At 64.4% G+C, this 12558-nt stretch carries 10 protein-coding genes; 7 read left to right on the top strand and 3 right to left on the bottom strand.

Annotation, left to right across the window (positions count from 1 at the left end; all coding sequences use genetic code 11):
* Positions 1 to 111 precede the first annotated feature (111 nt).
* On the top strand, positions 112 to 921 hold the full coding sequence (locus tag ACFRAH_RS00775) for a hypothetical protein (protein WP_377988972.1): 810 nt from the start codon (positions 112 to 114) through the stop codon (positions 919 to 921).
* Positions 922 to 1067: 146 nt separating this feature from the next.
* On the opposite strand, the gene ACFRAH_RS00770 is transcribed toward ACFRAH_RS00775, so the two are convergent.
* The gene (locus tag ACFRAH_RS00770; RefSeq protein ID WP_377988970.1) at positions 1068 to 2018 is read right to left on the bottom strand and encodes a cation diffusion facilitator family transporter; all 951 of its coding nucleotides are present in this window, start codon (positions 2016 to 2018) and stop codon (positions 1068 to 1070) included.
* A gap of 389 nt (positions 2019 to 2407) precedes the next feature.
* Here ACFRAH_RS00770 and ACFRAH_RS00765 point away from each other — a divergent pair, with 389 nt between their 5' ends.
* From ACFRAH_RS00765 to ACFRAH_RS00755, 3 genes are all read left to right on the top strand, one after another.
* A complete protein-coding gene (locus ACFRAH_RS00765; protein ID WP_377988968.1) occupies positions 2408 to 3004 on the top strand; it encodes a hypothetical protein in 597 nt (198 codons plus the stop codon).
* Between the two features lie 992 nt (positions 3005 to 3996).
* Positions 3997 to 5391 (top strand): MFS transporter, encoded by a 1395-nt coding sequence (locus ACFRAH_RS00760; protein ID WP_377988967.1) that lies wholly within the window; start codon positions 3997 to 3999, stop codon positions 5389 to 5391.
* A 192-nt stretch (positions 5392 to 5583) separates the two neighbouring features.
* Entirely contained in the window at positions 5584 to 6333 is a 750-nt protein-coding gene (locus tag ACFRAH_RS00755; RefSeq protein ID WP_377988965.1) for an SDR family oxidoreductase, read from the top strand.
* A 165-nt stretch (positions 6334 to 6498) separates the two neighbouring features.
* On the opposite strand, the gene ACFRAH_RS00750 is transcribed toward ACFRAH_RS00755, so the two are convergent.
* Complete coding sequence (locus ACFRAH_RS00750) at positions 6499 to 7101, bottom strand: dihydrofolate reductase family protein (protein ID WP_377988963.1); 603 nt, start codon at positions 7099 to 7101, stop codon at positions 6499 to 6501.
* 63 nt (positions 7102 to 7164) lie between these two features.
* On the opposite strand from ACFRAH_RS00750, the gene ACFRAH_RS00745 reads away from it, so the two are divergent.
* Complete coding sequence (locus ACFRAH_RS00745; RefSeq protein WP_377988961.1) at positions 7165 to 8772, top strand: ATP-dependent DNA ligase; 1608 nt, start codon at positions 7165 to 7167, stop codon at positions 8770 to 8772.
* Between the two features lie 580 nt (positions 8773 to 9352).
* Here the strand turns inward: ACFRAH_RS00745 and ACFRAH_RS00740 are convergent.
* Entirely contained in the window at positions 9353 to 10138 is a 786-nt protein-coding gene (locus ACFRAH_RS00740; RefSeq protein WP_377988959.1) for an IclR family transcriptional regulator, read from the bottom strand.
* Positions 10139 to 10323: 185 nt separating this feature from the next.
* Here ACFRAH_RS00740 and ACFRAH_RS00735 point away from each other — a divergent pair, with 185 nt between their 5' ends.
* Together ACFRAH_RS00735 and ACFRAH_RS00730 are read left to right on the top strand one after the other, a co-directional pair.
* The gene (locus ACFRAH_RS00735) at positions 10324 to 11142 is read left to right on the top strand and encodes an Asp/Glu racemase (protein ID WP_377988957.1); all 819 of its coding nucleotides are present in this window, start codon (positions 10324 to 10326) and stop codon (positions 11140 to 11142) included.
* Between the two features lie 6 nt (positions 11143 to 11148).
* Positions 11149 to 12531, top strand: a complete 1383-nt coding sequence (locus tag ACFRAH_RS00730) for an SLC13 family permease (RefSeq protein WP_377988955.1) — start codon at positions 11149 to 11151, stop codon at positions 12529 to 12531.
* Positions 12532 to 12558 lie beyond the last annotated feature (27 nt).

The raw sequence follows: 12558 nt of genomic DNA, 5'->3' as shown, positions 1-12558 counted from the left end.
ACGGCATGTAGCGACTGCCGTGCGCTGAACGACCGACCCGGAAGCCAATGCAGACCAACTCGGCCCAGGAGATACATTGATTATCAGCATGCTTACTAATAGGGTGGGTAAATGTCAGCCACCAGCAGTAGCGTCGAATGGGACCCGGGCTTGGAGTCCTTCAAGGGGCGGTCCACGACAACTTACGCGGCGGCCGCCGCGGCCGCCGCTACGGAATGCGCGTCGTGCCATATGCCCGTAACAGCACGGACGCCCCTGTCCTTGTCGGTCGACGTTACGGGCGGCAGGCAACGGGACGGCATCGAATACTTCAGCTTCGAGCCTCAAGTTTGCCACCGGGTCTGCCGTGCACCCGCCTTGACGTTCACCGAGGGAAAGAGCTCGCCCGTCGAGTTCACACCTCAGGCTGTCAGGCTCATCCTCGAGAACCCGGCAGACGGCACCACCACGGCTGCCCTGGCCTTCACCTATCTGCCGATGCTCTCCTTTCGCGAACCCGGTGGGGAGCTGACCTCAGCGTTGGTTACTGCGCTCCTCCGCCAAGGCTTTCAGTTGGCCATGAGCGCCGACGTCGGCGAGATATTGCGTGGCTCCGGCCCGACTGCCGAGAACGTCACCTGCCCGGTGACAGAAGAGGGCCTGCTGCAACTGCGTGCCGGCCCGGCCACGATGTACCACGAACAGCTCGATCCAGCCGATCCGGATGACGCCGCATGGCTGGGTGTCGCCCGCAACGGCACAGTTCTCGTGATCGGCGGCGACAACCTCACCTTCAACCACGCGGGACCAGACCTCGACACCGCCGCACAGCTCGGCACACTCGCCGCAGGGATGGTCCCCGTCAACGCCTCAACACAGGACCGACCAGGCAGGACCACCGTCCGACCCTACTCCGCCGACGGTCCGCCGGTCACCGACTAGCCGATCCGATACCGGCCGCCCATACTCCTCCAGGCTGGCAGGATAGGCGTGTGGCGACGACGTATGGAACGACAATCCGTCGGTCCAAGAAGGCAAGAAGGCTCCCGGGCCACAGCACCGGCCAGCTTTTAAACCTCAGCGCGTCCTCACAAGCGCAAGGCGGTTTCGTCCGGAGTCGCCAGCGTCAGCACGGCTTCCTCCACTGTTTCATGGTCCTCAAGCTCGCGCTCGATCCGGCGCAGGGTCACTGCCACTTCGTGTTCCGGATGGTCGCCCTGCAGGTCCACTGCCGCGACGAGATAAAGCTTGCGGGGCCCGACAAACTCCAGGTGGAGGTACGTGAGCCTGGCAATGTCCCGGTGCTCAAGCACCCGCCGGGCCATGGAGCGTTCGATGTCCGGGGTCACGCCCTGGCCCACCAGGAACCGCCGGTTGCGGTCGATCAGCACAACGGCAACAACCGCCAGCAGAACGCCGACGACGATCGAACCCACGGCGTCCGGCAACGGCGAACCGGTGACCTGGTGCAGGAACACGCCCGCAAACGCGACCAGCAGGCCAACAAGCGCGGCAGCATCCTCCGCAAATACGGCACGCAGCGTGGGATCGGAGCTGATCAGGACCTGCTCCAGGGTGTGCCGCTCCAGCTCCCGGGCTGCCGCCCGGGCCTGGCGGAAAGCCTGGGCAAAGGAAATTCCTTCCAGGACAAAGGCCACGGCCAGGACGACGTACGCCACCTGGAAGTCGGACGCGGGCTCTGGGGCGATAATCTGCTGGATGCCGTGCATGATGGACACCACCGCACCTGCGGTGAAGAGCCCAAAAGCGGCGAACATCGACCAGACGTATGCTTCCCGCCCGTAGCCCATCGGATGGCTTTTGTCCCGCGGACGCCGGGAGCGTCGTTCTGCCAGGAAGAGGAATACCTGGTTGCCGGTATCCGCCCAAGAGTGCGCGGCTTCTGCGGTCATAGAGGCTGATCCGGTGAGGACGGCAGCCACCGACTTGGCCGCGGCAACGAGCGCGTTCGCCGTGAAGGCGACGATAACAGTCAGCAGTGTGGTGCCGAAATCTTCTCGCTTCTCTGATGCCGCCATGGGGATACCGTACCCAACAGAAGGGTAATGACGCCTCGACGGTAGTAAAGGAGTAAAGGCCGATGGCCCAAGGGCCTCCCTGTCGACGGCGGAACCACCCGCCGCGGCGTGCTGCTGCGCAACGATGACGTCTCCGTGATGCCCGTGGCTTTCGCCCGGCATGTTTCGTCTTCGAAGCCAACTCCCACTGGTTCTGGCACCGGGATTCGACTGCACAGATAGACCGTAGGTTAACCCTTTGTAACCACTCTGGACTTTCTTGGCTGGGAGCAAGCTGTGAGTGATACCGTCGTCGCTGGCTAGACATTTGGGATTTAAGGCACGTTATCGCGTGGGGATCTGTATCCCCATCATCACGGGAAATTCGTATTTCGTCTCAGGGGGGACAAATGAAGAAGTCTATTGCAGCGCTTGCACTTGCAGGAATAATCGCACTGGCTGGCACCGCTCCGGCCGTGGCAGCCACCTACCCGGCACCTGGCAATGAGCAGGGACTCGTTTCCGACGGCACCATCGCTCGAGGCGAATCCATCACTTTCTCCGGCGGTGGCTACATCGCCGGCGAAACGATCAACATTGCCTTCAAGAGGACCGGCGGCAAGAAGGATTCAGAAGGCCGGCGGCCCGCTCCGTCCAACTTCAGCGTCATCGCTGACCGCACGGGTGCCTTCTCGACCAGCATTACCTTCAAGGAAGGTGGCAACTACACAATCAGTGCCGTCGGCGCTACGTCTGGCACCACCCGCTCGGCAGCCGTGGTTGTGAATTCCGGCAACGGCGGAGGCAACAACAACGGCGGCGGCAACCACGGCGGCGGCAAGGGTAATTCCGATTTCGCTGCTGTTTCCAGCGTTACCGCCGCTGGCACCGTAGCCGATTCCAACCTGGTCCTGTGGTCGCTGGTCGGCGCGGGCGCCTTGGCCGCCAGCGCAGCATCCGCAGCAGTGGTTCGCCGCCGCGCCAAGGATCCTCAAGCCAAGGCCTAGGCTCCAGGCAAGTAACACGTCTTTACAGGGGGTAACGGGCAGGTGCTTCTCCGGGAAACCGGAAAGCACCTGCCCTTTGCCTTGACCATCCAAAGTCGAATAATGCTTCAGGACCGGCCCGATGCGCACGCGCCGTCTAGGGTTTGGCGGGGGTCGGGATGAGCCGCCTCAATGAAGTCGCAGGTGGCCAGCAGGACATGGCTTGCGCGGTCAAGCCGTTCGCAGGGCAATGCGACCCAGTGCGGACGACCATCGTGCCCTGAGAATTACCCGGTTCCCGGTCGGTGCTGCAGAGCTTCTTCATTCCAGGCTTCCTTGCGCTGCGTTGGCGACTCCGGGGACTCCAAAATCGGTCTGCAGCTCAATGGTAGGCAACACCATCGGCGCTGAATAAGATGAAAGTGAAGTGACCACATAAGGATCGCCTATGGACAACCCTGCAGATCGGACTCAGACGGCGCCCGTGCCGTAGCGGGACAGCAGCCGCTCCTTGAGGGTGCCCCGCAAAGGATCAGCACAGCAGAAGCCGCGTAGGACATCGGCTAGCGGCCGGCCCTGCACAGTCCGAGATTGGACTGAGGCGCCGGCTCGACAACGCGCCAAACGTGAGCCCCTGATCGGCGAATGCCTTGTCAACGATTCTCCGCGTGATATCCGGGATACCGCTGTGCACACTCCTGCGCAACGGCGGCGCGAGGTTCCAAGCCATGCAGCATGGGCGATCGCGACGCGGTCGGAGGGGCCCCGTTGCCGGATGCTCCCCAAGTCCACGATCCTCACGAAGTAGTCGATCTTCCAGATGGCCAGCGTCTCCGCCTCTCGAAACCCAGCCATAACGGATCGCTATGTAGGAACACAAAAGCTGTCTTTGTGTGGCCCGCGCCTCAAACGCTAGCTTGATGTCTGACCAACCGGACATCCCATTCGAGATCTCCTTCCGCAGCCCACGTGTACCGGTAGGCCGCTGTTCACCCATCGCCAATGGAGACGAAATGACTCAAACCACACTTCCCAAGAAGACCCCGGTCAGGGCGGCAATCGCGGCCTGGATCGGCACGACACTCGAGTACTACGACTTCGCGGTGTACGGCACCTCGTCGGCGTTGATTCTGAACGTCCTCTTCTTCTCGCCCGAGCTGCCCCAGGGCATCAGCGTGCTGCTGGCCATGATCACCTTCGCGGTCGGCTACGCGGTACGCCCCCTCGGCTCTCTCATCCTGGGACCGATGGGCGACCGCCGCGGCCGCAAATTCGTCATGATGCTGACACTGTTCGGCATCGGCGGCTGTACCTTCCTGATCGGCTGCCTGCCGACGTACGCCCAGATCGGTCCTCTTGCTCCGATCCTGCTCGTGCTGATCCGCGTCATCCAAGGACTGTGCCTTTCCGGCGAGCAGCCCAGCGCGATCACCATGAGCCTGGAGCACGCTTCGGACCGCCGTCGAGGGTTCATCGCAAGTTTCACGACACTGGGCTCCTCCTCCGGCACGCTGCTCACGCTGCTGGTCTTCATCCCTATCGCCGCTATGCCCTCGGAGCAGCTGCTGACCTGGGGCTGGCGGCTTCCGTTCTGGTTCTCCGCCCTCGTGGTCGTCGCCGCCTACCTGATCCGCCGCCACGTCCAGGAGCCGCCTGAGTTCATCGAGAACCAGTCCACCAAGGCGAACGTCGCCCCGCTCAAGCAGCTCCTTCGCTTCCACTGGCGCGCCGTGGCCCGGATCGTATTCTGCGCGCTCATCGCGGGCACGAGCTACATGATGCAGACCTTCTCGGTTGCATTCGGAACCGCCGGATACAAGCTGGACAAACCGACCATGCTCCTGACGACGACAATCTCGGCCGTGATCGCCCTCGGAATCACCCCCCTGTCAGGATTCTTAGTAGACAAAATCGGCCGCAAGACGATGTTCCTCACCGGAACGGTCGGCGCAGGCATCACGATGGCGCCCTACCTCTGGTCAATCACGACCGGCAACTGGACGCTGATCTTCATTTTCGGCATCATCAACTACTCCCTCTTCTACTCGATGGTGAACGCGTCCTGGCCGTCGTTCTTCGCAGAGATGTTCCCCGGCCGGTTGCGCGTCTCCGGGCTCGCCCTTGGCACCCAGATCGGCTTCGCCATATCGGGTGTCGTCGGGCCCGTTCTCGCGACAGCACTGGCGGGCGCCGACCTCAAGGGATGGGTGGGCCCGTCCCTGGTCGCGCTCGGGTTCATGGTTTTCGCGGGGATCTCGGCGCTCACTGCTAAGGAGACCGGCAAGTACACGCTCAAGGAGCTCGACGACGTGCATCAGAGTGAGCGGGAGAAGGCCGCCGTCACGGCCGCGACCGCGTTCCCGAGCAGGGCCACCCGCGATCTCGCTGCTAAGCCTGGCGCGGAGTAGTCACGGGTTGACGTCCGCCTGAGCTGACCGTGCAGCAGCACGACCGCGACTGGGGCGGCCTTTGGTCCATAGGCCAGCGGCCGCCCCGCAAGGGTGGACGCGGTGGTCACCCGAGCGAATCCACCACCCACCACACAAAACCACTCGGCCGTGCCCCTGGCGCACAGCCTCGTCCTTACCCGGGAGAAACCGATGCCCTTCGCTGACTACAAGACCGCCCTCGTGACCGGAGCCTCGACCGGAATGGGGGCCGCAATCGCCGAACGCCTCGCCAAGCGCGGGCTTACCGTCCACGCCGTCGCCCGCAACGAGGAGCGGCTCAAGGAGCTCGCGGATCGCACCGGCGCCGTCCCCCATGTCCTCGACCTCACGAAGACTGCGGAGATCGCGGCCGAGCTCGGCGGCCTCGAGGTCGACGTCCTCGTCAACTGTGCCGGGGTCTCCCGGCCGGGGAACATTCTCAGTTCATCAGAGGAGGATCTCGACGAGATCATCGACGTCAATCTCCGGGGTCTCCTCCAGCTGACGCGCCGGATCCTGCCGGGAATGGTGAAGCGCGACCTCGGCCACATCGTGAACGTGAGCTCGATCGCGGGCGTCTACAACTTCTACGGCCACACCGCGTACCACGCCACGAAGGCTGCCGTGCACCAGATCTCGCGCCAGCTGCGCAACGACACGGTTGGAAAGCGCATCCGCGTCACCGAAATCTGCCCCGGCAGGGTCGAAACCGAAATCTTCGGCCGCAACATGGGCGGAAGTCCCGAGGCCATGGAAGAGGCGTGGAAGACCTACTACGAAGGCTACGAATCCCTCACTACCGACGACATCGTCAACGCCCTCGACTACGCCGTCGAAACCCCGCGTCACGTCAACATCGGCATGATCGAGATCATGCCCACCTTCCAAGTCCCTGGCGGCCTCACCTTCGACCGCCGCTGAACATCGCGGATGGCGATGGAGGAGACTCTCGGCCTCTGGAACGGCTGCTGTCATTCAATCTGAACTCGATGGCGACATGCGCGCCGATGCTCAATTTCTCTACGAGCTTTCACGATCTCCGACGAATGCGCGAGCTTCATCCAGGTCCGCCAGAAGCCTCGCCCATCAGGCGCCCGGCATGTCCTGCGTCTCCACGCTGCCGGCCCGGTCGTAGACCAGCGACACTGCCCCCTTCGGAAAGGTGCGCGCCGGTTCGGCGAGGCGGAAGGAGGCGGGGACGGTTCCGGCGTCGAAGATGTGCTTGCCCTGCCCGAGGGTGATCGGATAGAGCCAGAGGTGGAGGCGGTCGAGCACGTCCGCCGCCAGCAGCGACCGGATGAGGACGCCGCTGCCGAACATGTGCACCTCATCGAACTCTTCACGGAGCCGTCCCGCTGCCTCGGCATTTGGCAGCACCTTGGTGCCCGCCCACGCCGGAGCGACCAATGAATTGGAGACGACGAACTTGGGCACTCGGTTGAGCGTGCCGCCGATCTCGCCGGACTGGTGTGGCCAGTAGGCCGCGAAAATGTCGTACGTCTTCCGGCCGAGGAGCAGGGCGTCCATGCGGCCAATCTCCTCGCCGATGGCAGCGCCGGCCTCGTCATCGGACACCGGCGCCTGCCAGCCACCAAAGGCAAAACCGCCCGCGGTATCTTCCTCGCCGCCGCCCGGCGCCTGGTAGACGCCGTCGAGGGTGACAAACAGGTTGGCGATGATGATTCCCACGCGCCCATTCTGGAACAGGGCCTAATCGCTGTCCATAGCCAGCGGCCGTGACAGACTGGTGCCATGCTGCTCGACGTGCTCGTGAGGACCCTGGAAGCCGTCGCGGCCACCCGCTCCCGGCTCGCCAAGGTCAACGAACTTGCAGACCTGCTGCTCCGGCTCGACCCCGCGGACATTCCGACGGCGGTCGGCCTGCTCACCGCTAAGCCTCGCCAGGGCCGGGTCGGGATCGGCTGGAGCGGCATCAGGGCGGCCAGGGGCGAGCCCGCTCCTGAGCCGAATCTCACTATTGCCTGCCTCGACGCTGCTTTGGACCGGCTGCAGGCAGCCGCGGGCGCTGGCTCGACCGTGGAACGCGCCGCCACCCTTCGGACTCTGATGGCGGAAGCCACCGAACGAGAGCAGGCCTTCATCGCCGGCGTGCTGCTCGGAGAACTTCGTACCGGTGCACTCGAAGGAGTACTGACGGATGCGGTCGCCCGCGCCGCCGGCCGGCCGGTCGAGGCCGTGCGCCGCGCAGCGATGCTCTCCGGCGATCTCGGCGGGACCGCCCTGCTGGCGATCACGGGCACCGCGGCCCAGCTTGACGCTGTCGGCCTCGTCGTCGGGCGTCCCGTGCAGCCCATGCTCGCCGCAACCGCGGCCAGTGCCAGCGAGGCGCTGGAGGCGACGGGGGAAGCGTCGGTGGAATACAAGCTCGACGGCGCACGCATCCAGGTTCACCGTGCCGGCGGCGACGTACGCATCTACACCCGCACCCTGGCCGAAGTGACCCATCGGCTGCCTGAGGTGGTGGAGGTGGTGCGCGGACTGCCCGTGCGCGATGTGATCCTCGACGGCGAGACTCTAGCCCTGGACGAGGACGGTGGCCCCCGGCCGTTCCAGGAGACCATGTCCCGGTTCGGGGCGAACGCGGCGCGCACCACGCTGCTGCATCCGTGGTTTTTCGACGTGCTGCACATCGACGGGCGCGACCTGCTCGACGAGCCGCTGTCCACACGCATCGGCGTGCTCGAGCGCATCGCCCCCGGTCACCGCATCCCGGGGACAATCACTGCAGATGCGGCTGTTGCCGAGAGAGTGTCGCGCGATGCGCTGGCCGCCGGCCATGAGGGTGTGGTCGTGAAGGCAGTGGACTCGGCCTACGCCGCCGGGCGGCGGGGTTCGAACTGGATCAAGGTGAAGCCGGTGCTCACCTACGACCTGGTGGTGCTCGCCTGCGAATGGGGGTCAGGGCGGCGCACCGGACTGCTGTCGAACCTGCACCTCGGAGCCCTGGACCCTGTTGGCGAGTTCGGCGAACCCGGCGGCTACGTGATGGTGGGCAAGACTTTCAAAGGCCTCACCGACGCGCTGCTGCAATGGCAGACCGAAAGGTTCCTGGATCTGCAGGTGCGGCGCACGGCGGGTACGGTGTGGACCGAGCCGGTCACCGTCGTCGAAATCGCCATCGACGGCGTACAACGCTCTCCCCGCTATCCGGGGGGAATCGCCCTTCGGTTCGCACGCGTCAAGCGCTACCGTGACGACAAGACGGCCGCGGAAGCCGACACCATCCAGACGTTGCGCGCCCTGCTCCATACCCCACCGGGCAGAAAGGTATCGCCCGCGCCGGCGGAGCCAGATTCGGGAACAGACGCTCCACTCCCAACTCCTGACCCGCCGGGTTGAGCACTATGTCACCCGGGCTCATCGGGCCCTTGAAACAGGTTCATTGGTCAGCGAATCAGATAGATGGCAGGAATGCCTCCGCCACCCGAATTCGACAGGCAGCCGTGCCGCAGCCATCCACAAATGTGGCGGCCGCCACGGCACCTGTATCGACGCTAGGGGTGCGTCACACCCCGGGGCAGGCAGGAACCAGGTGAATACCCAACGAAGCAACAATGAACCCCGCACCGAATTTTTCCAAGTCATGTTGGCAGCACCATCAACGCCCATGAAGAGGCATGGAACGGCAACCGGTCGATCCAGGAAGACAAGAAGGCCACCGGCCACACCACCGGCCAGTAATGAAAAAGGCCCCCGAAGGGGCCCTTCACAACGCAAAATGTGCACACTCAGAGGCTAAAAAGCCCCTGGACAGGGAAAACACCTGCCCAAGGTGGGACTCGAACCGGGCGCCACCTTTAAAACCCGCCACTCTCCCGAAAACGTCCCAATCCGAACCAGTTCGATGCCTGAACAATCCAATCCGAGGCCAAGGGTGTGCACACTGTCCACACCACCTGGGACGGCTGACGCACTGCCCTTAGTCCCCGTGCGTAACCTTTTGGTAGGCCAGCGCGTTACTCGCGGCGGCGGCGGCACGCGCCACAATGGGACCCAGCCTGGGCACGTCAGCGGGCGTTACGCGCTGGGTGGGAAACCCCAGTCCCAGCACGCCGGCGAGCCGGCCGGTGTGGTCAAAAACGGGTGCGCTGACCGATCCGACGTCTTCGTTGCGCTCACCGAAGGCTGCGAAGTAGCCCTGCTCCCGGGCCACCTGCGCCTGCGCCCGGAGGAGCTCGAGGGTGTCGGGAGTGGCAGGTGTGTAGCGGCTCAATTCCACTTCCGCCAACGAACTCCAGGCATCGGGGTCATACGCGAGAAATATCTTGCCAGGGGCTCCGGCGTGAAGGGGCATCACCATTCCGACCATGAATGGCCGCATTACTACGTGGCGGGTTTCTGCGACTGCGACCACGGTTCGGAACGCCCCGTCCCTGACGTAGAGGCATGCACTTTCGCCTGTCTCGTCGCGCAACTGCTGCAGCACGGGTTTTACCAGCTTGACGAGGTCGAGCCCCATGGTTCCGGGCGCGGCCCAACGGACCATGCCAATCCCGATCCGGTACCGGTCTCCCTCGCGGTCCAGGAATCCTTCCCGGACCATGTTCTGAACGAGCCGCTGGCAGGTGCTGGAAGGCAGCCTGGTCTGCCGGATGATCTGCTGGAGCGTCGGTTCAGGCTCGGCGACTGAAAAACAGTCGAGGATCTCGGCGACCTTATGCAGCACCAGTAGAGGTGAGGAGCCTGAACCCTGATCCGATGCCACGGTGTTCCTTTCTGCCGTTTTACCCCGTCCTGCGGATTCCATCCTAGGCAGACCGGAAGCGGCCGCTCGGCGGCTCTCCCCAAGGGGGCCTGTGATCTGTTTGACATTCTAGCCGATACGCCCACATCATGGGATGGCAACCCAGATAGTGGGTTTACCCATCAGCACAACGTCGTGGAGAAACCATGAGCATTCCTGAAATCACCTGTGAAACCGCCCCCGAGCCCAAGCGCCCCGGCGCCTCGCGCATCGGCTTGATCGTTCCCAGTTCGAACACCACCATGGAAACTGAGCTTCCTGAGCTCTTCCGCCGGCAGGCCGAGGCCACCGGGCACAAGTACACCTTCCATTCGGCCAGGGCGGGCATGAAGACCGTCAACCGTGAAGAGCTTCTGGCCATGGTGGGCAAGGCGGCCGGCTGCGCCGAAGCCGTGTCGGACGCTGACGTGGACGTCATCGCCTACGCCTGCCTCGTCGCTGTCATGGCGCAGGGGCCGGGAGCCCACGCCGGATCCGAAGAGGTCATCGCCGCGGCCGCCGCAGGAAACGGGCATCCGGCGCCGGTCACCAGCAGCGCCGGAGCGCTGGTACGAACCCTGCAGGAAATGGGCGTCGGGAAGATCGCCATGATCACCCCGTACATGAAGCCGCTGACCCAGATGGTCATCGAGTACATCGAGGGCGCCGGAATCAGCGTCCTTGACGCAACCAGCCTCGAAGTAGCCGACAACCTGGCGGTCGGCTGCCTGGACCCGAAGAACCTGCCCGGCATCGCGCGTAACCTCAAGCGCGAGGGCGTCGAGGCCATTGTCCTTTCCGCCTGCGTCCAGATGCCCTCACTTCCGGCGGTCCAGGCCGTTGAAGATGAACTCGGCTTGCCCGTCATCACCGCGGCGACGGCCACAACGTACGAGATCCTCAAAACCCTCGGGCACGCGCCGGCCATTAAGGGTGCCGGAAGCCTTCTTTCCGGAGTCCGCGCCCTCACCGGCACAACCGTCTAAGCCGCCATGTCGCTATCCCTCATCGCGTTCCTCATCCTGGTAGCGGCCTTTGCCATCGGCTCGTTCACCAGGGTCAACGCCGGACTCATCGCCCTCGTCGCCGCCTTCGGCGTCGGCACGCTGCTGGTGGGCATGCCTATTAAGGACGTCATCGGCCAATTCCCGGCCGGCCTGTTCTTCATCCTCGTCGGTGCCACCTTGCTCTTCGCCATCGTGAGGATCAACGGCACCATCGACCTGCTCGCCTACTGGGCCGAGCGCCTCGCCGGCGACCGCAAGGTGCTCGTTCCCATTTTGATGTTCCTGCTGACCGCCGTTCTCGCCTCGGCAGGGGCATTCACGCCGGCCGCCATTGCGATCGTCGCGCCGGTTGCCCTGGCCCTTGGTCTCCGGTTCGGCATCAGCACCCTGGCCATGGGCCTCGTCATCGTCCAGGGCGCAAACGCCGGCGCATTCTCACCGGTCAACCCCTTCGGCGTGCTCGCCAACGTCATGCTCGACGAGGCAGGAGCATCCGCCGATTCCCTGAAGCTGTACGTCTACTGCTTCGTATTCAACGCTGTCCTCGCCGTCCTCGCCTACGTCCTCGTGCAGTGGATCATGAAACGCCGAGCTGCACGGGAAGGTGGCCGTGAACCGGCTGCCACCGGAGCCGATGGCTGCCAGGACCTCGTAGTTCCAGGGGCGGCTCGGGGCTCTGCCGGCGACTCGGGCGCCTCCGTGCTTACCGTTGCAGCGCCGGCGCAGGTGACGACCGACCCCGCCTTGCGTCAGGGCCCGGTCAAGGTCACGGCAACGCCAATACGGGTTTTGACCCTGATCGGCCTGGGAGCCTTGCTGGTATTGACGACGGTCCTGGGCATCGACGTCGGAGTGGCCTCGCTCGTCGTCGCCCTGGTGCTGATCTGCGTGAACCCCGGCGTGCAGAAGACCGCAGTGGAGAGCATGCCCTGGTCCGCCATCATCCTGGTCACCGGCATCGTCACCTACGTGGGCCTGCTGGAAGAAATGGGCGCCCTCAAGGAACTGGAGACCGGCATCGCCGGCTTGGGCGACAGTTCCCTCGCCGCCCTGATCGCCAGCTACGTGGTCGCGATCGTCTCCGCCTTCGCCTCCACCACCGGGACCCTCGGCGTGATCAGTCCGATCGTCACTCCCATCGCAACGGACCCACTGCTCTCCCCCATCGGCGTGATCACGGCGATCGCCATCAGTTCCTCCGTCGTGGACGTCAGTCCGATGTCCACCAGCGGGGCACTGCTCATGGCCAGCGCCCAGCCCAAGGATGAACGCATGTTCTTCCGGGCCCTGCTGCTCTGGGCGATCGCGATGATCGGCCTCGTGCCGCTCGTCGTCTGGCTCATCTTCGTCCAGCTCGGCCTCGGCTAAACCCACAAGCCCCGTTGCGGGGTGCCC

The organism is Arthrobacter sp. NPDC056727 (genome assembly GCF_042790555.1).
In the GTDB taxonomy this organism is placed as follows: domain Bacteria; phylum Actinomycetota; class Actinomycetes; order Actinomycetales; family Micrococcaceae; genus Arthrobacter.
This window is presented reverse-complemented; position numbering and strand designations above follow the sequence as displayed.